Origin of the sequence: Allokutzneria sp. A3M-2-11 16 (genome assembly GCF_024213555.1) — a bacterium.
Classification (GTDB): domain Bacteria; phylum Actinomycetota; class Actinomycetes; order Mycobacteriales; family Pseudonocardiaceae; genus Allokutzneria.
In genome coordinates, this window is record NZ_JANAVO010000003.1 from 218,678 (window position 1) to 243,516 (window position 24,839).

Annotated in this window: 22 protein-coding genes; 15 read left to right on the top strand and 7 right to left on the bottom strand. The window is 70.0% G+C overall.

The window, feature by feature from the left end; genetic code table 11:
* Positions 1 to 21: 21 nt before the first annotated feature.
* Entirely contained in the window at positions 22 to 780 is a 759-nt protein-coding gene (locus NLX83_RS22735) for a serine hydrolase (protein ID WP_254237140.1), read from the top strand.
* On the opposite strand, the gene NLX83_RS22740 is transcribed toward NLX83_RS22735, so the two are convergent.
* From NLX83_RS22740 to NLX83_RS22750, 3 genes are read right to left on the bottom strand one after another with little or no spacing between them, the layout of a single operon-like run.
* On the bottom strand, positions 746 to 2,329 hold the full coding sequence (locus tag NLX83_RS22740) for a hypothetical protein (protein ID WP_254237141.1): 1,584 nt from the start codon (positions 2,327 to 2,329) through the stop codon (positions 746 to 748). The two genes, NLX83_RS22735 and NLX83_RS22740, sit on opposite strands and share 35 nt — an antisense overlap.
* Complete coding sequence (locus tag NLX83_RS22745) at positions 2,326 to 3,117, bottom strand: pentapeptide repeat-containing protein (protein WP_256564292.1); 792 nt, start codon at positions 3,115 to 3,117, stop codon at positions 2,326 to 2,328. The genes NLX83_RS22740 and NLX83_RS22745 overlap by 4 nt, the downstream gene beginning before the upstream one ends.
* An 18-nt stretch (positions 3,118 to 3,135) precedes the next feature.
* The gene (locus tag NLX83_RS22750; RefSeq protein WP_254237143.1) at positions 3,136 to 3,702 is read right to left on the bottom strand and encodes an ArsR/SmtB family transcription factor; all 567 of its coding nucleotides are present in this window, start codon (positions 3,700 to 3,702) and stop codon (positions 3,136 to 3,138) included.
* A gap of 56 nt (positions 3,703 to 3,758) precedes the next feature.
* Between NLX83_RS22750 and secA2 the strand changes: the two genes are divergently transcribed.
* Positions 3,759 to 6,071, top strand: coding sequence for an accessory Sec system translocase SecA2 (gene secA2 / locus NLX83_RS22755; RefSeq protein ID WP_254237144.1), 2,313 nt, complete (start codon positions 3,759 to 3,761; stop codon positions 6,069 to 6,071).
* Between the two features lie 139 nt (positions 6,072 to 6,210).
* On the opposite strand, the gene NLX83_RS22760 is transcribed toward secA2, so the two are convergent.
* Entirely contained in the window at positions 6,211 to 6,633 is a 423-nt protein-coding gene (locus NLX83_RS22760; protein WP_254237145.1) for a Rieske (2Fe-2S) protein, read from the bottom strand.
* Between the two features lie 126 nt (positions 6,634 to 6,759).
* Between NLX83_RS22760 and NLX83_RS22765 the strand changes: the two genes are divergently transcribed.
* The gene (locus NLX83_RS22765; RefSeq protein WP_254237146.1) at positions 6,760 to 7,020 is read left to right on the top strand and encodes a DUF4235 domain-containing protein; all 261 of its coding nucleotides are present in this window, start codon (positions 6,760 to 6,762) and stop codon (positions 7,018 to 7,020) included.
* A 33-nt stretch (positions 7,021 to 7,053) separates the two neighbouring features.
* Entirely contained in the window at positions 7,054 to 7,953 is a 900-nt protein-coding gene (locus tag NLX83_RS22770) for an oxidoreductase (RefSeq protein WP_254237147.1), read from the top strand.
* Positions 7,954 to 8,125: 172 nt separating this feature from the next.
* Here NLX83_RS22770 and NLX83_RS22775 read toward each other — a convergent pair whose 3' ends face one another.
* The 3 genes from NLX83_RS22775 to NLX83_RS22785 all read right to left on the bottom strand — a co-directional run bounded on the left by NLX83_RS22775 (position 8,126) and on the right by NLX83_RS22785 (position 11,222).
* Complete coding sequence (locus tag NLX83_RS22775) at positions 8,126 to 8,890, bottom strand: SDR family oxidoreductase (RefSeq protein ID WP_254237148.1); 765 nt, start codon at positions 8,888 to 8,890, stop codon at positions 8,126 to 8,128.
* Between the two features lie 141 nt (positions 8,891 to 9,031).
* Positions 9,032 to 10,858, bottom strand: a complete 1,827-nt coding sequence (locus NLX83_RS22780) for a caspase, EACC1-associated type (protein ID WP_254237149.1) — start codon at positions 10,856 to 10,858, stop codon at positions 9,032 to 9,034.
* Positions 10,859 to 10,868: 10 nt separating this feature from the next.
* Positions 10,869 to 11,222, bottom strand: a complete 354-nt coding sequence (locus NLX83_RS22785) for an effector-associated constant component EACC1 (protein ID WP_254237150.1) — start codon at positions 11,220 to 11,222, stop codon at positions 10,869 to 10,871.
* A 203-nt stretch (positions 11,223 to 11,425) separates the two neighbouring features.
* Here NLX83_RS22785 and NLX83_RS22790 point away from each other — a divergent pair, with 203 nt between their 5' ends.
* From NLX83_RS22790 to NLX83_RS22840, 11 genes are read left to right on the top strand one after another with little or no spacing between them, the layout of a single operon-like run.
* A complete protein-coding gene (locus NLX83_RS22790) occupies positions 11,426 to 12,442 on the top strand; it encodes a LacI family DNA-binding transcriptional regulator (RefSeq protein WP_254237151.1) in 1,017 nt (338 codons plus the stop codon).
* 16 nt (positions 12,443 to 12,458) lie between these two features.
* Positions 12,459 to 13,394, top strand: coding sequence for a carbohydrate ABC transporter permease (locus NLX83_RS22795; RefSeq protein ID WP_254237152.1), 936 nt, complete (start codon positions 12,459 to 12,461; stop codon positions 13,392 to 13,394).
* Positions 13,391 to 14,209: a carbohydrate ABC transporter permease gene (locus tag NLX83_RS22800; RefSeq protein ID WP_254237153.1), complete on the top strand. Its 819-nt coding sequence runs from the start codon at positions 13,391 to 13,393 to the stop codon at positions 14,207 to 14,209. The genes NLX83_RS22795 and NLX83_RS22800 overlap by 4 nt, the downstream gene beginning before the upstream one ends.
* The gene (locus NLX83_RS22805; protein WP_254237154.1) at positions 14,206 to 15,483 is read left to right on the top strand and encodes an ABC transporter substrate-binding protein; all 1,278 of its coding nucleotides are present in this window, start codon (positions 14,206 to 14,208) and stop codon (positions 15,481 to 15,483) included. Before NLX83_RS22800 ends, NLX83_RS22805 begins: the two co-directional genes overlap by 4 nt.
* Positions 15,480 to 17,510, top strand: coding sequence for an ADP-ribosylglycohydrolase family protein (locus NLX83_RS22810; RefSeq protein WP_254237155.1), 2,031 nt, complete (start codon positions 15,480 to 15,482; stop codon positions 17,508 to 17,510). Before NLX83_RS22805 ends, NLX83_RS22810 begins: the two co-directional genes overlap by 4 nt.
* 16 nt (positions 17,511 to 17,526) lie before the next feature.
* Positions 17,527 to 18,675: an ADP-ribosylglycohydrolase family protein gene (locus NLX83_RS22815; RefSeq protein WP_254237156.1), complete on the top strand. Its 1,149-nt coding sequence runs from the start codon at positions 17,527 to 17,529 to the stop codon at positions 18,673 to 18,675.
* The gene (locus NLX83_RS22820) at positions 18,675 to 20,018 is read left to right on the top strand and encodes an ADP-ribosylglycohydrolase family protein (protein WP_254237157.1); all 1,344 of its coding nucleotides are present in this window, start codon (positions 18,675 to 18,677) and stop codon (positions 20,016 to 20,018) included. Before NLX83_RS22815 ends, NLX83_RS22820 begins: the two co-directional genes overlap by 1 nt.
* Positions 20,018 to 20,911, top strand: a complete 894-nt coding sequence (rbsK, locus tag NLX83_RS22825; RefSeq protein ID WP_254237158.1) for a ribokinase — start codon at positions 20,018 to 20,020, stop codon at positions 20,909 to 20,911. Before NLX83_RS22820 ends, rbsK begins: the two co-directional genes overlap by 1 nt.
* Positions 20,908 to 22,851 carry an SUMF1/EgtB/PvdO family nonheme iron enzyme gene (locus tag NLX83_RS22830; protein WP_254237159.1) on the top strand — a complete coding sequence of 648 codons (1,944 nt, stop codon included), beginning with the start codon at positions 20,908 to 20,910 and terminating at the stop codon, positions 22,849 to 22,851. The genes rbsK and NLX83_RS22830 overlap by 4 nt, the downstream gene beginning before the upstream one ends.
* The gene (locus tag NLX83_RS22835; RefSeq protein ID WP_254237160.1) at positions 22,848 to 24,035 is read left to right on the top strand and encodes a CaiB/BaiF CoA transferase family protein; all 1,188 of its coding nucleotides are present in this window, start codon (positions 22,848 to 22,850) and stop codon (positions 24,033 to 24,035) included. Before NLX83_RS22830 ends, NLX83_RS22835 begins: the two co-directional genes overlap by 4 nt.
* Positions 24,032 to 24,835, top strand: coding sequence for an HpcH/HpaI aldolase/citrate lyase family protein (locus NLX83_RS22840; RefSeq protein WP_254237161.1), 804 nt, complete (start codon positions 24,032 to 24,034; stop codon positions 24,833 to 24,835). The genes NLX83_RS22835 and NLX83_RS22840 overlap by 4 nt, the downstream gene beginning before the upstream one ends.
* Positions 24,836 to 24,839 lie beyond the last annotated feature (4 nt).

Here is a 24,839-nt window from a genome sequence, read left to right on the forward strand (position 1 = left end):
CTTTTCGTTGCGGTGGTAGCGATGCTGACCGCGTGTTCCGCTCCGACTGCGCCGCCGGTCGAGTTCCCCGAGCGGGTCGCGAGCGCGCTGAAATACGCCGAAAGCCGTCCCGGTGTGACCGGGATCGTGGTGCGGGACCGGCAAACCGGAGCGGTCTGGCGGAACCAGGCGGCGTCCACCCACGCGTGGGCGTGCTCGACGCCGAAGCTCGCCATGGTCGTAGACCTGTTGCTGCGCAACGACTCCGGGGCGATACGGCTGAGCGACGAAGACCGCAGGCTCATGCACGACGCGTTGCACACCAGCGACAACGAGGCGGCGCACACGTTGTGGAACCGTTTCGGTGGCGAGGCGGCCTTCGATCCGGGGCTTCGAGCGCGCGGGATGACGGACATGCGGTTCACCGCCGAGCACCCGCACCACTGGGGCTGGATCCAGACCACCCCGGAGGACCTGGACCGCGTGGTCACCTTCGTGCTGAACATGCTGCCCGCCAAGCACCGGGACTACCTCGTCGGCGAGATGCGCGGAGTGGCGCCCAACCAGCAGTGGGGCGTGTGGGCCGCGGGGCCGAAAGCCATGCCCGGCCTCAAGAACGGCTGGTCGGACGACAATGCCGACGGGTCGTGGGTGGTGAACTCGGTCGGCTTCGCCGGGCCGGGGGAGCGGTACACGGTCGCGATCATGAGCAATACCAAGGTGATCGACAAGGGTTTCGAGGTCGGCATGGAGACGACCTCGCGGATCAGCTCGATGCTGTTCGAGGGGTACTTTCGCTGACGCGCAGCTCGTAGCGGATGTCACCGGTCTCGACGGTGATCCGCGGCGGCAGGTCGAGCCCGGCGGCGCGCCATGCGTACACAATGGACGGAAACCCGGTTGGATCGCCTTGGCCGCTGAGGTCCCACGTCCGCCCGTCGCGGCTGGTGACCCGCGCGTGCCCATCGCCGATGACGGCGACGATCTCTCGGTCGTCCAGCGCGATCGCCTCGTTCGCGTACCGGAACAGGATGTCGGCGTTACGGCGGACATCGCGACCGGCGTGCGAGGCTTGCGCGACAATGTGACTGTCCTCCGTGGACTGTGAGTCGACGCCGAAGCGCGTCAGGCGGGTGACCTCGCCGACCTCGCAGCTCACCGTGCAGGCGGTCACGCGGCCCCCGTCGAGGCCGTGGACGCCGATCGGTTCGAGCACGACATCGCTTGTGGGCTCTGGAAGATCGAGCAGCCGGTAGCAGAGTTCGCGCAGCAGACCAGCCGACTCGTCCGGCGCGTCGGTGACCAGATCGGTGACCGCTCGGTAGCGGTCCGCGGAGTGCTCGGCGATGGCGCGCTCGACCTGGGCGCGCAGGGGCCGCGTGACGTCGAGCCGGGGCGCCAGCCTGCCGAGCGCGTCGACGGGCGATCCCGGCGGAACATCGGGAAAAGCGCCGAGCAGTACGGGTTTGCCGAGTGCGGCACCGTACGCGGTGACCGAGCCGTTGTCGCCGATCACGCAGTCCGCCGCGATCAGCGAGGCACGCCAGCCCTCGACCTCCGGCACCAGGGTCAGGCCCGCGCGCAGGCACTCGGCGAACCAGCTCCGGACCTGGAACGGGCCGTGCCAGTGCCAGACGTTGGGATGCACGATCGCCACGACGCGGTACTCGTCGAGCGGCAGCTCGGCCAGCAGGCGCCGGATCAGCTCCGGCCCGGACCCGAGCAGCGACGCTTCGGACCAGGTCGAGGACACCGCGACGATCCGGCGGCCACGGGCGTCGAGCGCGTGCCGGTAGTGCTCACGCAGCCCGGCGCTGGCCCGCATGCGGTCGAAGCACGGATCGCCCGCGAGGACCGCGCTGGGCACGGCGGCGGAGGCGAGCCGGTCGATCTGCTCGCGGTGGGAGAACACGAGCGCCTTGGCAATCGGCTTGCCCCGGCGCACCACCCACTCGGCGGAAAGTCCGAAAATCTCCGAATCGACAACCGATTTCCGATTTCCGATTTCCGATTTCCGATTTCCGGGCGAGTATTTAGTATACCCGATTCCGTGAGAGAGAATGACCAGGGGGGTCCGGAGTTTCCGCAGGCCACCGTGGTGGCTGGCGGAGATGGCCAGGTCGAAGCGGGTCCTCCTGGCCGCCTTCCACGGAATGACGATGATGCCGAGCTCGTCGAGCGCCTCGCGCAAGCCGTGGGTGAACGGATCGGTGCCGCTCCACGTCGCGACGATCTGCACGCGGAAGTCCGAGTCGAACACGGGAAGGATGTCCAGCATTCGCGTGAGCGTGGTGATGTTGTGCAGAACGACGAGCACGACGCGCTTCGGTGGAACCGTCGCCCAGTTCATGAACGCCAGTGGGCGGGGCGGGTGAGGGCGGCCGGGATGGTCGTGCGGGTGTCGCCGAGCGCGGCGTTCACCTGGGTCTGCGTCAGGAACAGGCTGTCGGCGAGCTTGGCCCCGGCCACGTTCGCATCGCGCAGGTCCGCGCCGATCACGTCCGCTGACCGCAGGTCGGCGTCACGGAGATCGGCGCCGATCAGGTAGGCGCCGCGCAGGTTCGCTCCCCGCAGGTCCGCGCGACGCAGCTTCGCACCGATGAGGTCGGCGCCGCGACGACTGCGGGACTTGAACCCGGCGCGCACGAGCTCGCTCGCGCGCAGCAGCAGGACGTTGACCTCTTGGCGGTGCGCGGCGACATCGAGCTTGGCGAGCGCGTCGGCGTTGTCGTCGGTCAGCGCGGTGGTCGTGGCGAGCATCGCGCGGAGATCGGCGTGCATCGGCTCGGTGGCGGGGTGGGCCAGCGCCTCGGTGAGGTACCACAGCAGCTCGTGCAGCTGGCGCATGATCGGGAAGACTTCGAACATCTTGCGCGCGGTGTCGGCGGAGCCGCGCCAGTCCTCACCGTCGAAAGTGGACTGTGAGACCTTCTGGCCCGCACCGAAGCAGTCGTAGACGGTGCAGCCCGAGAAACCCTCCGCGCGGAGCCTGTTGTGGATGCCGCAGCGGAAGTCCTGCCGCAGGTTGGCGCACGGCTTGCCGATGGGCTTGTCCACCGCGAAGTCCGCCGACGCGGAGAACGCCAGGGCCACGCAACACAGGCCGAAGCAGTTGCCGCAGTCGGACAGGAGGGGCAAGGGGCGCACTCGAGGAGTCTATTCCTCGCTCGTCCCGGCCGAGCCCGGCATGGTCATCGCCGACAACGCGATCATCAACGGCACCACGCGCACCTCGGGCACCGTGTACTGGCCGCGGCCGCTGGACTGGAGCCAGCCGGACGCGGTGAGCTGGCGCAGGTGGTGGTAGATCTGCCCTGAGGTGCCCATGTCCTCGTGCTCCTGGAGCTGCGCCACGGTCCGCTCGCCGCGCACCACCTCCTGGAGCAGCCGCAGCCGCACCGGGTGGGCCAGCGCGCTGAACGCGTTGCTGAACTCCGCCCAGTCGTGCCGCAGCAGCACATGGGTGAACGCGCCCTGCTGCCATTCGTGGTACTCGCCGTCCGGCAGGGTCACGACGCCGGTGAACAGCACGCCGCCCGCCGGGGCCATCGCTGGCTGCTCGGCGAGGCGTTCCCGCAGCCCGCGCAGGGCCCAGAACGCCTCGGCCTCCAGGCTGCCGTCCGCCTCGTCACTCGGACGGGGGAACTCCTCCAGCTTGGCCAGACGTGCTTCGACCTCGGCGAGGCGGGCCTCCAGGTGGAGGTAGCGCGCGTCGTCATCCACAACTCAAACGTACGCAAGTACGTGTTTTTCAACAAACCGTAGATATGCTGGGTGGCATGCGGGCATGGATACGCCGGTTCCTGCAGCGACCGGGAACCCTGGACCTCGCGCCCTACCGTCGGCTGCTCGGGCCGATCGGGGAGCGCGAGGACGCGGTGCGCGAACTCGACGACACCGAACTCACCGCCGCGGCCGAACAGCTGCGCCGGGACGACGGACGCGAGCTCGACCGCGCCGATGTGATCGAACTGTGCGCGCTGGGCCGGGAGATCGCCGACCGGCGGCTCGGCGAGCGGCTCTTCGACGTCCAGCTGCTCGGCGTGCAGGCCCTGCTCGCCGGGCACGTCGCCCAGATGGCGACCGGTGAGGGCAAGACGCTGACCGCCGCCGTCGCCGCCGCGGGCTACGCGTTGCGGGGGCGCCGGGTGCACGTGCTGACCGTGAACGACTACCTCGCCCGCCGCGACGCGGAGTGGATGGAGCCGATCTACACGCAGCTCGGCGTGACGGTCGGCTGGGTCAGCCAGAGCTCCACCCACGAGCAGCGCCGCGAGGCGTACTCCCGCGACGTCACCTACGTCGCGGTCAACGAGGCCGGTTTCGACTACCTGCGCGACGGGCTGTGCGGCTCCGAGGACGAGCGGGTGCAGCCGGAACCCGGGGTGGCCATCGTCGACGAGGCCGACTCGGTCATGGTCGACGAGGCGCGGGTGCCGCTGGTGCTCGCGGGCACCGTCGCCCCGGAGGACGCGGGCAACCCGAAGATCGTCCGCGTGGTCGGTTCGCTGCGCAAGGACCTGCACTACGAGACCGACGCCGACGACCGCAACGTCCACCTCACCGAGCTGGGCAGCCAGGTCGTGGAGAAGGGGCTCGGCATCGACCTCTACGACGCCGACAACTTCCCCACGCTCGCGGCGGTCAACATCGCGCTGCACGCGCACGCGTTGCTGCACAAGGACATCGACTACATCGTCCGCGACGGCAAGGTGCAGTTGATCAGCGAGTCGCGCGGCCGCGTGCACCTGCGGCAGCGCTGGCCGGACGGTTTGCAGGCCGCCGTCGAGGCCAAGGAGACCGTCGCCGTGACCGAGAGCGGCGAGATCCTGGACAGCATCACCATGCAGGGCTTCCTCCGCCGCTACCCGGTGCTCGCGGGCATGACCGGCACCGCGGTCGCCGTCGGCGAGCAGCTGCGGGAGTTCTACAAGCTGGAGATCGTGGCGATCCCGCCGAACGTGCCGTGCGTGCGCGAGGACGAGAAGGACCGCCTGTACACCACGGTGGAGCGCAAGGAGGACGCGCTCGTCGCCGAGATCGTCGAGCAGCACGCGAAGGGCCGCCCGGTCCTGGTCGGCACGCTCGACGTCTCCGAATCGGAGCGACTGGCGAAGCGGCTGCTCGCGGCCGAGGTGCCGTGCGCGGTGCTCAACGCCAAGAACGACGCCGAGGAAGCGGCGATCATCGCCGAGGCGGGCAGCTACGGCGCGGTGACCGTGTCCACGCAGATGGCCGGGCGCGGCACGGACATCCGCCTCGGCGGGCGCGACGCCGCCGACCACGAGCGGGTCGCCGAACTCGGTGGCCTCTACGTGATCGGCTCGGGCCGCTACCCCAGCAGCCGCCTCGACGACCAGCTGCGCGGCCGCGCCGGGCGGCAGGGCGATCCTGGTGGTTCGGTGTTCTTCACCAGCTTCCAGGACGAGCTCGTCCAGCACTACGGCAAGGACGAGATCCCTTCTGCCGTCGAGGAAACCGCCGACGCGCTCACGGATTCGGGTGCGCAGCTCGCGGTCGACCACGCCCAGCGGGTCGCCGAGGGCGTGGTGATGGAGATCCACCGCAACACCTGGCGCTACCACCAGCTCATCGAGCACCAGCGCGCGCTGCTCAAGCAGTACCGCGAGAAGGTGATCGCCTCCGATGTCGCACTGGAGGGCTTGGAGGAGACCGCGCCGGACCGGGTGAAGGAGCTGCGCGAGACGGTCTCCGACGAGGTCCTCGCGCAGGTGGCGCGGCAGGTCGAGCTGTACCACCTGGACCAGCGGTGGGCGGAGCACCTGGCGTTCCTGACGGATCTGCGCGAGGGCATCCACCTGCACGCGCTGGCGCGGCAGAACCCGCTCGACGAGTTCCACCGCGCCGCCGTGCCCGCGTTCAACCGGCTGCGGTCGGAGGTGCGCGAGCGCTCGGCGGAGACCTTGGAGAAGGCCGAGGTCACCGACGGCATCGACCTGGAGGCCGCCGGGGTGCGCAAGCCGAGCTCGACGTGGACCTACGTGGTGCACGACAACCCGTTCGGCTCCGAGGCCGAGCGCGCGATGGGCTCGGTCGTCGCCATGCTGCGCGGCAAGAAGCGCCGCCGCTAGTCCCGCGGGTTCGCCGGTCTTCAAGTACCCCCGACCCCGGTCCCAGCCGTCTCAAACCGCCCCCAACCCGACGCGAGGTTGGGGGCGGTTTGAGACCGTTTTCGGTGGGGTCGGGGGTACTTGAAGACGCCCCAACCGCCTAGGCCAGGACGACCTGGTCTTTTTCGACCTTCACGGCGACGGTCTTGAGGCCGGATTTGGCCGGGCCGCCGGTGACGGAGCCGCTCGCGGCGTCGAAGGTGCTGCCGTGCAGCGGGCACTTGATCGTGCTGCCGGTGGGCGGCTGCACCGTCGCGCCCGCGTGCGGACAGGTCGGGTCGTAGCCCTTGACCTCGGTCGCGCTGGTCCGCACCAGCAGCACCTTGCGCCCGCCCGCGTCGACCAGCTTGCCCCCGCCGACCGGCACGTCGGCGAGCGCGGCTAGCGGCCCGGCGGGCGCGGTCGTCGGTTGCCGCGGCGCGCTGCTGGGCTGCTGCTGGGTGGGCTGTCCGCCGCACGCGGCGAGCGCGCAGGGCAGGGCGAGACCGGTCGCGGCGAGGACGTTGCGGCGCGTGGTGGGCACGGGTACCTCCATCGGTTCGGGTAACCCTGCACTACGGACGCGTGCGTCGCTTGGTTCAGCCGAGCCGATTCGGGTTATCACTGGGGAGCCAGAAACCCGAGCAACGCGAAAGTGGTGCAACCGGTCATGAAGCTGCTGTTCACCCCGGCCAGGATGCTCGCGGGAGTCCTCGGTGGCGTCGCCGCCAGCGCCGCGTCCGGCCAGATCTGGAAACTGGTCTCCGGGAGCAAGGAGGCGCCCGACGCCACCGACCGCGACCACAGCTGGGGCGAGGTGATCGCCGCGGCCGCTCTCCAGGGCGCGGTGTTCGCCGTGGTCAAGGCCGCGATCGACCGGGGGAGCGCGGTCGCCTACCACCGCGCCACCGGGGAGTGGCCGGAGAAGTAACACCCGGCCCGCGCGGTTGGGCATGCTGGAGGCATGACCAAGACGCGCTGGACCGCCGATCAGATCCCGGACCAGGAGGGCAGGACCTTCGTGGTGACGGGCGCGAACAGCGGCCTCGGCTACGAGACCGCCCGCGCCCTCGCCGCGAAGGGCGCCCGCGTCGTGCTGACCGCGCGCAACGCCGAACGGGGCCGCGCGGCGCTGGCCAAGCTCCGGGTGGAGTACCCCAACGCGAACCTGGAGCTGGCCTCGCTCGACCTGGCCGACCTGGACTCGGTGCGCGCCTTCGCGGGCGGGCTCGACGAGCCGGTGGACGTCCTGGTCAACAACGCGGGCGTGATGATGCCGCCGCGCACGCTGACCAAGCAGGGCTTCGAATCCCAGTTCGCCACCAACCACCTCGGCCACTTCGCGCTGACCGGCCTGCTGCTGGAGCGCATCCGTTCACGCGTGGTCACCGTGACCTCCGGCCTGCACCGGCGCGGCACCATCCAGTTCGACGACCTCACCGGTTCGCGGGTCTACTCGCCCGTTGACGCGTACGCGCAATCCAAGCTCGCGAACGTGTTCTTCGCGCTCGAGCTCGATCGGCGGGTGCGGGCGGCGGGGTCTTCATTGGTGAGTGCGTACGCGCATCCCGGGTATTCGGCCACGAATCTTCAGTCCAGTGGTCCTACGGGATTGTTGAACCTGCTGATGAAACCGGCCAATTTGTTGGTCGCGCAGAGTGCGGAGCAGGGGGCGTTGCCGCAGTTGTACGCGGCTACGGCGGGGGATGTTGTTGGCGGAGACTTCTTCGGGCCTGATGGGTTGGGGGAGATGCGGGGATATCCGAAACGGGTGCAGCCGGTTGCTGGGGCTCTGGATGTGGAGACTGCCGGGCGGCTGTGGGCGGTTTCGGAGGAGTTGACCGGGGTGTCGTATTCGTTTTGAGCGCTTTGGGTTTCCAGCTCGCGCCGTAGTCGGCCTGTCTTCAAGACCACCAAACCCCGGCTGCCACGGTCGCTAACCGCGCCGTACCCCCGCCCCGCGGCGAGGTTGGGTGCGGTTAGCGATGGTTGTAACCGGGGTTGGGGGTACTTGAAGACATCCGAACTCGCGGGGGCTAGTCGAGCTTCTTCTGGAGTTCGCGCATTCCGGCGAGCCAGTGGTCGGTGTCCACGCCGCGGTGCGCGTAGTACTTGGCGACCTCGGCGTGCGGCAGGATCAGGAACTGGCCGTTGCCCAGGGCGTCCACCGTGACCCGCGCGACCTCCTCCGCCTCCAACGCGTTCGGCTTGAGCAACAGTTCGCCCATCCGCCCGGTGTTCTCGATCATGTCGGTGCGCACTCCTTGTGGGCACAAGCACTGCACGGTGATGCCGCGGTGCCCGTAGGTCGCCGACATCCACTCCGCGAAGCTGAACGCGGCGTGCTTGCTCACCGAGTACGGGGCCGCCCCCAGGGACATGAGCATCCCCGCCGCGGACACCGTGCTCAGGAAGTGGCCGCGCCCCCTCTCCAACCACGGCCCCACCAGCAGCCGGGCGGCGCGCACGTGCGACATGACGTTGACCTGCCACGCCCGCTCCCACTCGCCCTCCGCCGCCTCCGGCCCGCCGATCGGCGCGATCCCCGCGTTCGCGCAGTACAGGTCGATCTCGCCGAGCGCCTCACGGGCCTGCGCGATCACCCGCTCAACGCCTTCCTCCGACGCGGCGTCCCCGGGCGCGGCCGTACCGCCGACCTCTTCAGCCACCGCGTGCGCGGCGTTGGCGTCCAGGTCGTTCACCACGACCCGGGCACCGCGCGTGGCCAGCTCCCGCACCAACGCCGCGCCGATCCCGTTCCCGCCGCCGGTGACGACCACCCCTGCCCCGTCGAGCTGCATCCTCGTTGCTCCTTCCGGACGAACTTCTTTGCGGTGGACGTGCATGGCGGCGTGGAAAGTGTCCCCCGTCTGCCTGCAATCCGGTATCTGGGTGGGCGCCACCAACCCAGTCCACAGTGGACAATGCGGCTAGTGCGGGACCTAGTCGTCCAGGAGGCGCAGATGTTCGCGCGCGATCTCGCTCTGCTCTGGCACACCGAAGTTCAGAGCGCGGAGGAAGGCGGCGCGAGCGCCCTCCACATCACAATGGCGGAGGCACAGGAGCCCCATGTTGTTCATGGCCAACGCGGCCTGCTCGGGGGAGCCCGACTCGCTTGCGCGCTGGTAGGCGTCGTGCGCCCCCTGCGCGTCTCCTTGAGCGGCGAGGACCATGCCGAGGTTGTTCAACGCCATCGCGGCTGCCTCGGGGCGACCGGAAGCGGCTGCGCGGTGGAAAGCGGCGCACGCGGCGGCCGTATCGCCCTGCTTGTCGAGGAGCACGCCGAGGCTGTTCATCGCCCACGGAGCCCAACGCGGGTGCCCGGAATCGACAACCCGCCGGTACGCGGCTCGCGCGCCGGGCACGTCATCGGCGCGGTCGAGCACGTAGCCGAGGTTGAGCGCAGCCTCGGGGGCCCGGTCGGCGTGGCCGGAGTCGGCGGCCTGTTGCAGTGCGAACCGGGCGCCGCGCACATCGCCGATCCGGTCGAGGAGAAGCCCGAGGTTGATCGAAGCCCAAGGCGCGTAGTCGGGGTGACCGGAGCTGATGGCGCGTAGATATGACCGCCGCGCGCGGCCGATGTCGCCCTTTGCGTCCAGCAGCATGCCGAGGTTGTTCATCGCGCACGGCGCCGCGTCGGGGTGACGGGTGTCGATGGCCTGCTGGAAGAGTCGACGCGCGCCGTCGATGTCGTTCCGCTGCTTAGCTAGCAAGCCCGCCAGGTGGTTCAAGGCCCACGGCGCGTGGTCAGGGTGGCCGGAGTCGATGGCGCACTGGAAAGCGGCGGTCGCGCCGTCGAAGTCGCCTTGTTCGCGGAGCAACGCGCCGAGGCAGAGCGCGGCGTGCGGTGATATCTCCTGGTCTCCCATGTCGATGGCCCGCTGGTAGGCGGAGTGCGCGCCGACGACATCGCCCTCCTCCGAGAGCTGGGCTCCTAACAGGAAGGCTGCCTTCGGCGCGGCGCTGCGGTCACCGGTGTCGATCACGTACTCGTACGCGTCCTTGGTGGCTCGCAGCGTGAGCCGGGCGGATTCTCCGTCGAACGCGGGATTCCTGGTCAGGCTCAGGAGCGCGACGGTGTCGGTGCCGCTCTGCTGCGGGCGCGGCAGGTTGCGCGCGAGCATGGCCTGGAGCAGCGGGTGGTAGAGATCGCCGACGGGAAGCAGTGGGCCGGAGGTGGCCAACCCGTTGCGCAGCAGGGCGATCAGCTCGCCGGTGAAGGCGGTGTTGCGCTCGCCGGGCGGCGCCTGAGCGGCCTGGTTAGGCGGAGCGGAGGTGAGCGTGTACGAGCCCCGCACCCGGATCTGCCCGGCGACGAGCGATTCGGTGTCCGCCATGGCGTTGATGGCGGTGCCGGAGAAGCAGCAGTCGAGGACCACGAGCTTGGAGTCCGCTGGGCTGTCGAGCTGGATCCGCCGGAGCCACGAGAACGGCAGCGCGGTGGACCAGACGTGATCGGGATCGGTGCCCGGCAACGCGAGGTAGAGGTCGCCGTTGTCGTCGACGAGGCCGTGCCCGGCATAGTAGAGCAGCTGCACGTCGCCGGTGGCTCTGGCGATCTTCGTAAGCGCGGGCCCGATGCCGAGGTCGGCGTCGAGGAAGGTGTGCACCCGCGCGGGGTCGAAGCCGCCGTACTCGGGGTGGGCGAGCACGGCGGCGAGGTCGGTGATGTTGTTCGCGACGGCGTCGAGCGCGCGCAGTTCGGTGTGCTGGTGGTTCGCGGTGCCCAGCAGGATGGCCGAGGACGTCCGGCGGTCGGGGAGGCGCACGGGGCGGGGGCTACTTGCCGCCGTCGGCCTGTTCGATGGCGTGCCGGGCCGCTCGCATCGCGTCGTCGGCGGGGACGCCCTTGCCGTCGATCACGACCTTGTGGCCGTCCGGGGTGTGGATGGTGATCTTCACATCGGCGCGGCGCTGTTTCAGGTAGGTCCGCACCGAGCTGGTGAGCACGGTCATCCCGCCGGAGGCGAGCATCAGCAGGATGGCGTCGGCGAGCGCGCCCATCTCGCCCTTGGCGGGAACGGCGGTGGCCAGCCGCGGCGGGCCCAGTTCGTCCTCGCGGCGCAGCCAGGCGAGCAGCGACCTCAGCTCGGCGGCCGTGTCGCCGCCCTCGACGGTGATCCGGACGTCCACCTGCACCCCCTTGAAAGAGCAGCAGGCTATCCGGCGGGGTGCGACCGCGAATCCGGCTTTGGGGAATCGCCTGAGAGCCTGTCCGCTTGACTGGTGCGGCCCGGTGGGGAATCCTCTCGTCCATCCCGGCTGTAAAGGTTTCCAGTTCACCCGATCGGCGTGGACTGTAAACGTTTCCAGTTTCCCGGCGACCGGAGGGTGGCGTGGCGAGCGCAGACGGCGGACCTGCGACGATCGAGACGATCGCGCGGCGGGCGGGCGTGTCCATCGCCTCGGTGTCCCGGGTGCTCAACGGGCTCGGTGGACGGCCGGACACGGTGCGTAAGGTCCAGGCCGCCGCGACGGAGCTGGGCTACGTGCCCAACGCCATGGCGCGGTCGCTGCGCGGCGGCCGGTCCGGGCAGATCGCCTTCGCCATGGAGGACATCGGCAACCCGGTGTACGTGGCGATGGTGCGGCGCATCCAGGCGGTCGCCAAGGAGGCCGGTTTCCGGCTGCTGCTGCACTCCACCGGCGCCGACCGCGAGGAGGAGCTGCGCGCGCTGCGCAGCCTCGCCGACCGGCACACCGAGGGCCTGATCATCTCGCCGATCCGGATCACCCGGGATCACCTGGACGAACTGCGCAGGGCCGTGGCGCCGGTGGTGGTGATCGGGTCGCTGCCGGAGGGGTTCGCCCTGGACAACGTGCGCGTGGACTCCCGGGTCGGCGCCGCGATGGCGGTCTCGCACCTGGCGGGCATCGGGCGCGGGCGGATCGGGTTCCTCAACGGTCCGCTGGACACCGTGCCGGGCCAGGCGCGCTACCGGGGGTACCTGGACGGGCTCGCCGCGGCCGGTCTCGACGAGCGGGACGAGCTGGTGGAGTTCGGCGAGTTCCGGACGGACTCCGGCGCCGACGCCGCGCTCCGGCTGCTGGAGCGCGTCCCGGACCTGGACGGCCTGTTCTGCGCCAACGACCTGATCGCGGTCGGCGCGCTGCGGGCACTGCGGGAGGCGGGTCGCCGCGTCCCCGACGACATCGCGGTGGTCGGCATGGACGACACCGAGCTGGCACGTGTTACCTGGCCGACCTTGACCAGCGTGGGGCTGGGGTCGGCGCGGCGCGGGGAGCTCGCGGCAGAGCTGCTCGTCGACCGGCTCGGGGAGGGCCGGGACCGCGAACCGAGATGGGTGTCGGTGACACCCGAACTTGTCGCGAGAGAGTCCACCCGTTCCTAGAGAGGCATCTCCGCCCATGACCGCAACCGCCGTGCGAGAGCCGTTGAAGTCTCCGCCGCGGCGCGCGCGCAAAGGCCCGCTGGGGCTGGAGCGCGACGCCTGGTTCCTGGTGCTCCCCGTCCTGATCCCGATCCTGCTGCTCAGCGTCGGCCCGCTGGTGTACGGGCTGTTGCTGGGGTTCACCAACGCCAGCTTCGGCCGCGAGTCCGTCACCGCGGTCACGGGAGTGGACAACTTCACCGACCTGGCGAAGGACTCGTTGTTCTGGGCGTCCTTCAAGATCGGCCTGATCTGGGCCGTGGTGGTGACCGCGCTCCAGTTCGTGCTGTCGCTCGGATTGGCGTTGCTGCTCAACCAGAACCTGCGGCTGCGGTGGCTGGCGCGCACGCTCGCGCTGGTGCCGTGGGCGATGCCGGAGGTGGTGGTCGGCATCATGTGGCGGCTGGTCTACCACTCCGACGCGGGCATCCTGAACCACACGCTGCGCGATGTCGGTGTACTTGAAGACAACGTGGACTGGCTGGCGACCTTCGGCCTGGCGCTGCCCGCGGTGATCGTGGTCGGCGTGTGGGCGGGGATGCCGCAGACCACGGTGACCTTGTTGGCGGGTCTGCAGAATGTGCCGAAGACCCTGCACGAGGCGGCCGCGATCGACGGAGCCGGGCCGCTGCGGCGGTTCTGGGTGGTGACCTGGCCGTCGCTGCGCCCGGTGGTCACGGCGATCACCGCGTTGAACTTCATCTGGAACTTCAACTCCTTCGGCCTGGTCTACGTGCTGACGCAGGGCGGGCCGGGCGGTGAGACGCGGCTGCCGATGCTGTTCGCCTACGAGGAGGCGTTCAAGTACGGCCAGTTCGGTTACGCCGCCGCGATGGGTTCGGTGATGGTCGCGGTGATCGCGGTCTTCCTCGCGGTGTATCTGCGCTCCCGGCTCAAGGAGGTCGACCAGTGAAGCGGACGGCCCAGTACATCGCTCTGCTCTGCTACCTCGTCTTCCTCGGCTTTCCCTTGGTGTGGCTCGTTTCCACGGCGTTCAAGGGGCCGCGCGAGCTGGCTTCGATCGACCCGACGTGGATTCCCCGCGAGGCCACCACGGGGAACTTCTCCACGGCGTTCACCGAACAGCCGCTGTTGCAGGCAGGCATGAACAGCCTCACGATCGCGGTGTCCTCGTCGCTGATCACGATGGTGCTGGCCGTGCCCGCCGCCTATGTGCTCGCGCGCTACCGCTCGACGCTGACCAGGCTGACCACGGGCTGGATTCTCGTCAGCCAGATGTTCCCGTTCGTGCTCGTGATCATCCCGTTGTTCTTGCTGCTCAAGAGCTTCTACCTGGTGGACTCGCAGGCCGGGCTGATCATGGTCTACGTGGTGTGGAACCTGCCCTTCACGCTCTGGATGCTCCAGGGCTACGTCCGCGCGATCCCGCCGGAGCTGGAGGAAGCCGCCTCCGTCGACGGCGCTTCACGCGGAAAGACGTTGTGGCACATCGTCTTCCCGTTGCTCACCCCCGGGCTCGTGGCGACCGTGATGTTCTCCTTCATCAGCGCGTGGAACGAGTTCTTCTTCGCGCTCGTGCTGCTGAAGACCCCGGAGAAGCAGACGCTTCCCGTGCTGCTGACCCGTTTCCTCGGTGCGGAGGGCGTCGCCGACCTCGGCCCGCTCGCCGCGGCCGCGCTGCTCACCACGATCCCGAGCCTGCTGTTCTTCCTGTTCATCCAGCGCCGGTTGACCGCCGGCATGCTTACCGGGGCGGTGAAGGGATGAAGCGACTTCTTGTCCTTCTGGTGCTCGCACTCGTCGGGTGCTCGACCGCGCCGAAGTCCGACGTGGTGAAGCTGCGGTTCCTCAGCCTGGCCTGGCAGAAGGAATCCGTCGCGGTGAACAAGCAGATCGTCGCGGAGTGGAACCGAACCCACCCCAGGGTGCAGGTGGAGTACGTGCCGGGCAGCTGGGACAGCATTCACGACCAGCTGCTCACCTCGTTCGCGGGCGGTGAGGCCGCCGACGTCATCCACAACTCCTCCGACGACCTCTCCGAGTTCGCCCACGGCGGCTACCTCGCCGACCTGACCACGTTGCTGCCACAGGGGTTGAAGGCGGACATCCCGGAGGCAACCTGGGAGACCACGCGGTTCAAGCAGGGCGTCTACGGCGTGCCGTTCCTCCAGGAGCCCAAGGTGATCCTGGCCAACCGGGCGCTGCTCACCGAGGGGGGCGTGCGCATGCCCACCCCGGACAAGCCGTGGAGCTGGGACGAGTTCGCCGAGATCAGCAAGAAGCTGACCAAGGACACCTCCGGCGACGGCAAGTCCGACCAGTACGGCTTCGCGTGGCCGATGAAGCAGCCCGTGAGCACGATGTTGAACCTCGCGCTGAACTTCGACGGGAAGTTCTTCTACCCCAAGGACGGCAAGGTGCTGGCCGACGTCGGCCCGGCCGAGCGGCAGGTGCTCCAGCGGGTGCACGCGCAGCTGCACACCGAGAACTCCGCGGCGCCCGGGGCACTGGGCATGAGCGGGTCGGACTCGCTGCCCGGGTTCTTCGCGGGCAAGTACGCCATGGTCTCGCTCGGCCTGTCCTACCGCCAGCAGATGCGCCAGCAGGCGCCGAAGGGCTTCGACTGGGTGACGTTGCCACCGCTCGCCGGGACCAGCTCGGAGCAGGGCGTGAGCCCGCAGACCCTGTCGATCTCCGAGGACAGCGCGCACAAGCGGGAAGCCATGGAGTTCATCGACTATCTGGTCAACCCGCGCAACACCGCGCGCCTGGCGCTGGGCGACTGGATGCTGCCGACCAGCACGAAGGCGCTGGCCGCGCCGGAGCTGAACGTGCCGGAGTTCGGTTGGAACGTCGGCGTGGCCGCGGGCGCGTCGCTGCGGACTTCGCCGTCCCAGCGCGTGCGCGGCTACGCGGAGTGGAAGGACAAGATCGCCACTCCGGCTTTCCAGCAGTACTTCCGGAACCAGATCAGTATTGACGAGCTGAGCCGCAAACTGACCGAGGACGGGAACCGAGTGTTGGCCAGGTACCAGCGGTGACGGAGGACAAGGCCCGGGGCGCGCTGCTCGGGCTCGCGGTCGGTGACGCCCTGGGCGCGCCCGCGGAGAACCTGTCGCGGGCGGAGATCGCCCAGCGCTGGGGCCGCGTCGAGGGCTTCCTCTCCGACGACCCGGTTGGCACCGACGACACCGAGTACGCGGTGTTCTCCGCGCTGCTGCTGATCGAGCACGGCGCGGCGCTCTCGCCGTCGGACGTGGAGAAGGCGTGGCGGGAGTCCATTGTGGACCAACCGCTGAAGGGCGCGGGGTTCAGCGAGCGCGGGACCGTGGAGAACCTCCAGCGCGGTCTCGCCGCCCCGCTCAGCGCCCAGCACCGGCACGGGTGGAGCGACGGCCTCGCCATGCGCGCCACGCCCTTCGGGGTGTTCGCGGCCGGAGATCCGGCGGAGGCGGCGCGCCTGGTCGCGGTGGACGGTTCGATCAGCCACGAGGGCGAGGGCATCCTCGGCGGCCAGGCCGTCGCGGCCGCGGTTGCCGCGGCGATGGCCGGAGCCTCGCTGGACGAGGTGATCGCGGCGGGCCTCACGGTGATCCCGGAGGACTCGTGGACCTCGCGTGCGATCCGCGAAGCCGTTGCGGCGCAATCGGAAGACGAGATCCTGGACGCGGTGGTCGTGCGTGACTACCCGTGGACGGACCTCGCTCCGGAGGCCGTCGCGCTGGCGTTCGGCGCGCTCGTGCTGGAGGACGGCGACGTCCGCACCTCGATCCTCACGGCGGTCAACATGGGCCGCGACGCGGACACCACCGCCGCGATCGCGGGCGCCGTCGCCGGTGCCCTCCACGGTGAATCCGCCGTCCCCCAGGAGTGGGCCGGCCAGATCGGCCCCGTCCGCGGCGCCTGCATCAGCGCGGTGGCCGGACACCACATCACCACCGTGGCCGATACCCTCCACGCCGCGCGGGTTCCCCCGTCTTCAAGTACCACGAACCCCCCTGTTGATCACCGAAAACCGCAGCAAACCCCCGCGGCGACCCGCCACGTCCGGACGAAGCGCCAGGGCGGGAGCGTGGTCGGCGCGCTGATGGGCCTGGCGGTCGGCGACTCGCTGGGGTGGCCCGCCGCGAAGCACCGGGCGGGGCAGCTGCCCGCGTGGACCCGGCGGCTGGCCCGGGAGCTGGACGCCTTCGCCGAGGCGCACGGGATCAGCTGCCTGCCCGTGCCGATGGCGTTGAACCAGCCGACGGAGGCGCTCCGGCTCGGGCCGACCGACGACGCCGAGTGGGCGGTCTTCGCCGCGCTCGCCGCGATGGACGGCGCCGACGCGCTGCGGGCCGCGTGGATCGAGCTGGCGGGCAGCGACCGGCAGCCGATCATCGCGCGGATCTCCGTGCGCGCCGGGCTCGCCAACCTGGTCAAGGGGTTGCGCCCGCCCGCGAGCGGCCACGACAACCCGCACTTCTTCGACGACGCCGCTTGTTCTCGCGCGGTCGGGCTGGCGACGCTGCTGCCGGGCGATCCCGCTGCCGCCGCCGCGCTGGCCGAGGTCGACGCGCGGCACACCCAGGACGGTGACGGCGTCCTCGGAGCGCGGGCGATGGCCGCCGCGATCTCCTCGGCGCTCGGCGGTGCGACCCCGGGTGAAGCCGTCGACGCGGCGTTGCTGGAACTGCCGGAGGGCACCGAGATCGGCCGCAACGCCCGCCGGGCTGTCCACTATGGACGGAACAGTGACACGTTCAGCCTGGTTCCGTTGCTGGACAACGGAATTGTTGATCACGTGTACAGCTACGGCACCGCCGCCGCGGAGACCGTCCCGGTCGCGCTGGCCCTGGTGGTGGCGTCCGGGGCGCGCTTCGGCGAGGCGGTCTCGGCCGCGGCGTGCCTGTCCCGGCTCGCCGACTCCGCGCCCGCGCTGACCGGCGCCCTGGCCGGGGCGCTGTCCGGGGACGTGCCGATGACCTGGCGGGCGAGCTGCCGGGAGCTGCGCGGGACGAGCCTGCCGTGGCTGGCCGGAACGGATCTCATCGACCTCGCGGGCCGCATCACCGCCCGCGGCAACTGAAGGAGGAGAAGGAGCAGTGTCGAAACCCCTGGAGGACCGCGCCAAGGGCTGCCTGGTCGGGGCCGCTGTCGGTGACGCGCTCGGTGGACCCGCCGAGGGCTGGACGCCGGAGGACCTGGTCGAGCGCTACGGCGGCCGCATCCAGGGGATCGTGCCGCCCTTCTACGAGAACTGGCGTGACGCGCGGCCGATCGCGCCGTACCACAAGGGCGACGGCAACGTCACCGACGACACCTTGATGACCCACGCGCTGGTCCGGGTCTACACCAAGGTCCGCGATCACATCGACGCGTACTCGATCGCCGAGCACCTGGTGCCAGAACTGATCGGCAGCAAGGTGTGGATTCCCGAGCTGGAGGCGGAAGCCCTTCCGCTGCAACGCATCTTCCTCGCCGAGAAGTGGATCGTCGCGCGCCTGCACTACGGGCACGTCGACCCGCGTGAGGCCGGGGTCGGCAACATCGTCAACTGTGGTGCCGCGATGTACATGGCGCCGGTGGGCGTGGTGAACGCGGGCAACCCCGATGCCGCGTACGCGGAGGCCATCGAGGTCGCGGGGCCGCACCAGTCCAGCTACGGCCGTGAGGCTGCCGCGGTCTTCGCCGCCGGAGTCGCTTCGGCGTTCCGTCCTGACTCCACTGTGGACAGTGTGGTCGCGGATTGCATGCGGTTGGCCAAGGACGGCACCCGTTCCGCGATCGCGGCGGTGTGCGAGGTCGCGTCCAAGTACGACGATTGGGAAGCCGCGATCCCAGCGCTGCGCGATGCTGTCGAGCCCTTCGACACGGTCGGGCCGGAGTACCGCAAGCCCGGCCTCGGTGCGCGCAGGCCGAGCAGGCTGCACTCGATCGAGGAGCTGCCGATCGCGCTGGGCATGCTCGTGGTCTCGCGCGGGGACACGCGCAGCACGGTCCTCGGCGGCGTGAACTACGGCCGTGACTGCGACTCGATCGCCAGCATGGGCGGCGCGATTTCCGGTGCGCTCAACGGGCTCACGGATGTGCCGCTGGAGTGGCGGGAGCGCGTGGCGGAGGCCAGCAGGCTCGACCTGGAGGCTCCGGCCGTCGCGCTGGCCGAGGTCGCCCGGGAGATCTTCGAGCGCGATGTGCGCCGCCGTAGAGAGCACGAGGACGCCTTCCGCGTGCTGCTCGCCGGGCGGGCGTGATGCGCCTGTCCTGGGTGCAGCCCGAGGACCTGGTCGGTCACGAGCTGCGGCAGGCCGAGGAGGACGGTCGCAACGCGAGTGCGATCGCGCGCCGGTGGCTCGACGCCGGTGGCGAGCTGAGTCCCGCGCTCGCGGGTGCCTCGCCGGAGCAGGCGTCGCCGGAGCTGCGCGCCCTGGCGGGCGACCTGCTCGACGAGCTGGCGTTGCTGCCGGGAACGACCGAACCGACGGATCTCGCCGAGATCAAGTCCGAGTGTCCACTTTGGATGAATGACTGCGGTTCCGATGAGCCGGAGCCGGACCGGGTGCACGGCGCGTGGCTGGGCCGCGCGGTGGGTTGCCTGCTCGGCAAGCCAGTGGAGAAGATCCCCCGCGCCGGGATCGAAGAGATCGCCCGCGCCACCGGGAACTGGCCGATCCGGCGGTACTTCACCGAGGTCGGGCTGCCCGGGGAGATCGCCGCGCGGTGGCCGTGGAACCGGCGCAGCAGGCCGACCAGCCTGATCGAGAACATCGACGGGATGCCCGAGGACGACGACCTCAACTACCCACTGCTGGCGCTGATGCTGTTGGAGCGCAAGGGTTCGGGCTTCACCACTGAGGACGTCGCGGACCTGTGGCTCGCGGAACTGCCCGCGGGACGGACCTTCACGGCCGAGCGCATCGCGTATCGGAACCTGCTGCTGGGCCACTCGCCCCCGGAGACGGCGAGCTACCGCAATCCGTTCCGGGAGTGGATCGGTGCGCAGATCCGGGCTGATCTCTTCGGCTGGATCAATCCCGGCAGGCCCGGAGCCGCGGCGGAGGCCGCGTGGCGGGACGCGGTGCTCAGCCACACTGCCAACGGCGTGTACGGCGCGATGTTCGTCGCTGCGGCGGTTTCCGCGGCGGCAGTGCTGGAAGAACCGATGCTGTGGCTGCGAGCTGGGCTTTCCGTCGTGCCGCCGCGATCCCGGCTGGCCACCGCAGTTCGCGATGCAATCGTTGCCGCACAAGAAGAAGAGGACTGGGAGCGCGTCCTCGACCGACTTTACGACAGTCATGGACACCTGCACTGGGTGCACGCGGTGAACAACTGCGCGCTCGTCGCGGCGGCGGTTGTGCACGGTCGTGGTGACTTCGAGGCATCGATCTGCCGCGTCGTCGCGGGCGGTTGGGACACCGACTCCAACGGCGCGACGGTCGGTTCGCTGCTCGGCGTTCGGCTCGGCGCGGCGTCTCTGCCGGAGAGCTGGACGGCTCCGCTCAAGAACCGGCTCGCCACGACTGTCGGCGGGATGGACGGGATCGGCTTCGACGAGCTCGCCGCGCGGACTGTTTCTGTCGCGGGGAAAGGGATCTGATGATCGTCGTTCTTGGTAGTGCCAGCATGGACCTGACGACCTATGTCGCGGTCGCGCCCGCGCTCGGGGAAACCGTGATGGGGCGGGAGTTCCGCACGGTTCCCGGTGGCAAGGGCGCGAACCAGGCGATCGCCGCCGCGCGGGCCGGGGGCGGCGTGGCGATGATCGGCGCGGTCGGCGACGACTCCTTCGGTGAGCCGGTGCGGCGGACGCTCGCGGAGTCCGGAGTGGACGTCGCGGGCCTGCGCACCGTCGCGGGACCGACCGGCACCGCGCACATCGTGGTTGACGACAACGGAGGCAACTCGATCGTCGTGGTGCCCTCGGCGAACGCGACGATCACCGGGACCGAGGACGGCGACGCCGAGCGGATCGCCGCGGCGGACTTCCTGTTGTTGCAGCTCGAAGCGCCGATGGACGCGGCGATCGCGGGAGCCGGGGTCGCCAGGGCGAACGGCACGAAGGTCGTGCTGACCCCGGCACCGACGCAGGAGCTGCCAGAGGCTCTTCTGTCCAACGTGGACATCATCGTGCCGAACGAGCACGAGGCGCGTGCACTGTCCGGAGTGGACGATCTGGACAAGACGATCGAGTGGTTGCTCGATCGTGTCCCGGTCGCGGTGGTGACCCTCGGTGAACAGGGCTGCCTGTACGCGGCGCGCGGCGAGGAGCGGGTCAGGGTGCCCGCCTTCGCGGTGACCGCCGTCGACACCACGGCCGCCGGGGACACCTTCGTCGGTGCCCTCGCGGTGGCGCTCGGCGAGGGCAAGGCGGTCGTCGAAGCCCTCACCTGGGCCAGTGCGGCGGCGGCCATGGCCGTGCAGCGACCGGGCGCGTCCAGTTCGATGCCCGAGCGCGCCGAGATCGAAGTGCTGGTGGCGTCTCGAACATGATCAGGCCGCAGGACCGGCCGACCCCGGTTCCCCTCCACGGTGACCTGTCCCCTTTGGACAATGTCACAGTGGACAGTGCCAAGATGCTGGCCGCTCCGTCCGATCCGGCGGAGTGGCCCGCGTGGCGGGAAGCCCTGCGGCGGTGGCGCTCCGAAGCGCGTGAGCGGCACGCTTACGACGACGAGCGCTACCGGCACGAGGGCAGCCGGTGGGCGGCGGACGCGGTGTCCGTGTGCGTGGCCTGGTTGTGGGACGAACTGCTCTATGACCACGAATCCCGTTTGTTCACTGTGCACAGATACCTGGACGACGGGGTCGAGCGGTTCGGTGGCTACGACGCGATCGTGCTGTGGAACGGGTACCCGGTGCTCGGGCTCGACGAGCGGGACCAGTTCGACTTCTTCACCGAGGTGCCGCAGCTCCCGGACGTCGTTGCCGCGTGTCAGGCACGGGGCGTCCGGGTCTTCGTGCCGTACAACCCGTGGGACATCGGCACCCGGGACCACCCGCAGGCGCTCGCGGCGCTCGTCGAGTGGCTCGGCGCGGACGGCGTCTTCCTGGACACACAACGACAGGGCGACACCGAGCTGATGGACGCGGTGCGGCCCGGCGTCGTCTTCGAGACCGAGTCGGCGGTGCCCACCGATCGCATCACCGCGCACCTCACCTCGTGGGCGCAGTGGTTCGCCGACAGCGATGTGCCCGGAGTACCACGGGCGCGGTGGTTCGAGCCGCGACACCAGATGCACCACACTCGCAGGTGGAACACTGACCACCGCGCGGAACTGCACTCGGCTTGGCTGACCGGCAGTGGAATCCTGGTGTGGGAGAACGTTTTCGGCGCCTGGGTCGGCTGGTGTGAACGGGACCGGTCGCTGCTGCGGGCGATGGTGCACGCGCGCAGGCACTTCGCGACGCACTTCACGGCGGGGGAGTGGGCACCGCTCGGTGACGCCGTGGGGCCTCTGGTCCCGGCGGCGCGATTCGAGCTGGACGGCGTGGTCGTCTGGCCAGTGGTCAACCGGACGGGTGAGCCGTATCGGGGCCCGCTAGTCTCCGCGAAACCCCGGCCGGGACACCGGAGGTTCGACGCGATCGCGGGCGTGGAGCTGGCCGACGATTTCATCGGTGAGCTGGTCGTTGACGGAATCGCTTGTGTCGTCGAACTTCCGGAGGCCACTCCGGAGTTCGCCGACCTGCTCGACCGAGCGCACGTGCTCAGGTGGAACGGGGACACCGCCCGCGCAACGAGGACTGCCACCGTGATTCCACAAAGGACAGCTGTGAGGAGCAGCCCGCCGGATGGCATGGTCGCCGTGGGGGGCGGACAGCGCACGCTGACCGTGCACTACCGGTTGCGGGAGCCGGGGAGTGCGGGTGTAGCGCCGTTCGTCGACGCCTGGAAGCCGTTGCCGCCGGAGCTGCATTCGGTGCGCAGCAAGGAAGTTCGCGTTGACCTAGGCCGGTTCGCGATCGACCGCGCCGAGATCGGCAACGCGGAGTTCGCCAGGTTCGTCGCGGAGACCGGGCACGAGCCGCGCTGCGCGCACGCCGACTGGGCGGCGCGTCCGCCGGACGAACCCGCGGTGCACGTCGACCTGGACGACGCGCGGGCGTACGCGCGCTGGGCCGGGCTGCGCCTGCCGACGGCCGAGGAGTGGCAGGTGGCGGCGGAGGCCGGGGTGCTGGAGCGGCGCGTTCCGCTGGTGTGGAACTGGACCGGGTCGCTGAGCACGAACGGGCGCACCCGCTCGGTTGTGCTCAAGGGCGGCGCGGAGTACGCGGCCTCCGGATCGGAGTGGTACGTCGAGGGCGGGCCGCGCGAACCGGACTATGAGCTGAGCCTGCCGATCCCCGGTGCCGCGCTCGGATGCGTGTCCACTGTGGGCTTTCGCTGTGCCGTCGACCTGGCGGCCGACAAGGAGGAAGGACGGCGATGACCGGACCGCTCGACGGGCTGCGGGTGCTGGACATGTCCACCCTGTTCGCCGGGCCGCTGGCGGCGACCCTGCTCGGTGACTTCGGCGCTGAGGTGATCAAGGTGGAGCACCCGCGCAAGCCGGACCCCTCCCGGGGCCACGGACCGGCCAAGGACGGCGTCGGACTGTGGTGGAAACTCCTGGGCCGCAACAAGAAGACCACCACCATCGATCTGTCCTCTTCGGACGGCCAGGCGCTGGTGCTGAAGCTGGTCGAGACCTGTGACGTGGTGATCGAGAACTTCCGCCCCGGCACGCTGGAGCGGTGGAACCTCGGCTACGAGCGGCTTTCCGAGGCCAACCCGGGCCTGGTGCTGGCGCGGGTCACCGGCTTCGGCCAGTTCGGCCCGTCCGCGCGCCGTGCGGGTTTCGGTACGCTGGCCGAGGCGATGAGCGGGTTCGCCGCGATCACCGGTGAGCCGGACGGCCCGCCCACGCTGCCGCCCTTCGGCCTCGCCGACTCGATCAGCGCGCTGACCACGGCGTACGCGGTGATGGCCGCGCTGAACGGACGGGCGACCACCGGCAAGGGGCAGGTCGTCGACCTGGCGATCATCGAGCCGATCCTGACCGTGCTCGGACCGCAGCCGATCTGGTACGACCAGCTCGGTTACGTGCAGCCGCGCACAGGAAACCGGTCGATGAACACCGCGCCCCGCAACACTTATCGGACCTCCGACGACAAGTGGGTCGCTGTTTCCACGTCGGCGCAGAGCATCGCGGAACGGGTCATGCGACTCGTCGGTCGCGAGGACCTGATCGAGCAGCCGTGGTTCGGCTCCGGTGTTCAGCGCGCCGCGCACGCGGACGTGCTGGACGAGGCTGTGGGCGGCTGGATCGCCAAGCATACCCGCGAGGAGGTGATGGCCGAGTTCGAGCGCGCAGAGGCAGCAGTCGCACCGATCTACGACGTGCGCGATGTGATGGAGGACCCGCAGTACGACGCGCTCGGCACGCTGACCCGGGTGCCCGATCCGGAGCTCGGCTCGGTGCTGATGCAGAACGTCCTGTTCCGGCTGTCCGAGACGCCGGGGGAGATCCGCTGGGCGGGCCGCCCGCACGGCGCCGACACCGACGAAGTGCTTGGCGGGCTTGGCCTTTCCGAAGCAGAGGTCGCCGATCTGCGTTCGCGAGGTGTGGTGTGACCGGTGTTCTGACTTGGCTCTACGTCCCCGCCGACCGACCCGATCGCGTGGTGAAGGCATTCGCGTCCGGGGCCGATGTGGTGATCGTCGACCTGGAGGACGCGGTCGCTCCGGAACGCAAGTCCTACGCGCGTGACGCCGCGCGGGAAGTGCTCGCCGATCCCGCGCCTGTTCCGGTGCACGTGCGAGTCAATGCGCTCGATGGTCCGTTGGCTTCGGCCGACATCGCTGCTCTGGCTGGACTTCCTGGAGTGCGTGGTCTTCGGCTGCCGAAGGTCGTCGATCCCGCTGATGTGCCCCGCGTTGCCTCACAAGCACCTGGGTTGGCGTTGGTGCCGCTGCTGGAGTCGGCGCTCGGTGTGGAGCGAGCCTTCGAGATCGCGTCCGCGGGCGTAGCCGGAATCGCGCTGGGCGAGGCTGACTTGTCCGCCGACCTCGGTCTGTCTACAGAGGACGGACTGACGTGGGCCCGGAGCCGCGTGATCGTGGCGGCGCGAGCCGCGGGCCTGGCTCCTCCGGCGCAATCGGTCTACACGAACGTGCGTGACCTGGAAGGGCTGCGCCGCTCCTGCGAACGTGGGCGCGCGCTGGGCTTCCTCGGTCGCGCCGCGATCCACCCCGCGCAGCTGGAGACGATCGCGAACGCTTACCGCCCAACGGAAACCGAGTTGGCCAGGGCGCGCGAGATCGTCGAGGCCGCGCTCACCGACGCGGGCGCGCTCGCCCTGCCGGACGGCCGCTTCGTGGACGCGGCGCTGGTCGAAGGAGCTCGGCGCACGCTTTCCCTTGCAGGCGAATAATTTC

Bases quoted from the DNA above. Each gene is read 5' to 3' on its own strand.
- NLX83_RS22735 (WP_254237140.1), top strand. From the start codon at position 22: ATGCTGACCGCGTGTTCCGCTCCGACTGCGCCGCCGGTCGAGTTCCCC.
- NLX83_RS22740 (WP_254237141.1), bottom strand. From the start codon at position 2,329: ATGAACTGGGCGACGGTTCCACCGAAGCGCGTCGTGCTCGTCGTTCTG.
- secA2 (WP_254237144.1), top strand. From the start codon at position 3,759: ATGCGGGCATGGATACGCCGGTTCCTGCAGCGACCGGGAACCCTGGAC.
- NLX83_RS22765 (WP_254237146.1), top strand. From the start codon at position 6,760: ATGAAGCTGCTGTTCACCCCGGCCAGGATGCTCGCGGGAGTCCTCGGT.
- NLX83_RS22770 (WP_254237147.1), top strand. From the start codon at position 7,054: ATGACCAAGACGCGCTGGACCGCCGATCAGATCCCGGACCAGGAGGGC.
- NLX83_RS22775 (WP_254237148.1), bottom strand. From the start codon at position 8,890: ATGCAGCTCGACGGGGCAGGGGTGGTCGTCACCGGCGGCGGGAACGGG.
- NLX83_RS22795 (WP_254237152.1), top strand. From the start codon at position 12,459: ATGACCGCAACCGCCGTGCGAGAGCCGTTGAAGTCTCCGCCGCGGCGC.
- NLX83_RS22805 (WP_254237154.1), top strand. From the start codon at position 14,206: ATGAAGCGACTTCTTGTCCTTCTGGTGCTCGCACTCGTCGGGTGCTCG.
- NLX83_RS22820 (WP_254237157.1), top strand. From the start codon at position 18,675: ATGCGCCTGTCCTGGGTGCAGCCCGAGGACCTGGTCGGTCACGAGCTG.
- rbsK (WP_254237158.1), top strand. From the start codon at position 20,018: ATGATCGTCGTTCTTGGTAGTGCCAGCATGGACCTGACGACCTATGTC.
- NLX83_RS22830 (WP_254237159.1), top strand. From the start codon at position 20,908: ATGATCAGGCCGCAGGACCGGCCGACCCCGGTTCCCCTCCACGGTGAC.
- NLX83_RS22835 (WP_254237160.1), top strand. From the start codon at position 22,848: ATGACCGGACCGCTCGACGGGCTGCGGGTGCTGGACATGTCCACCCTG.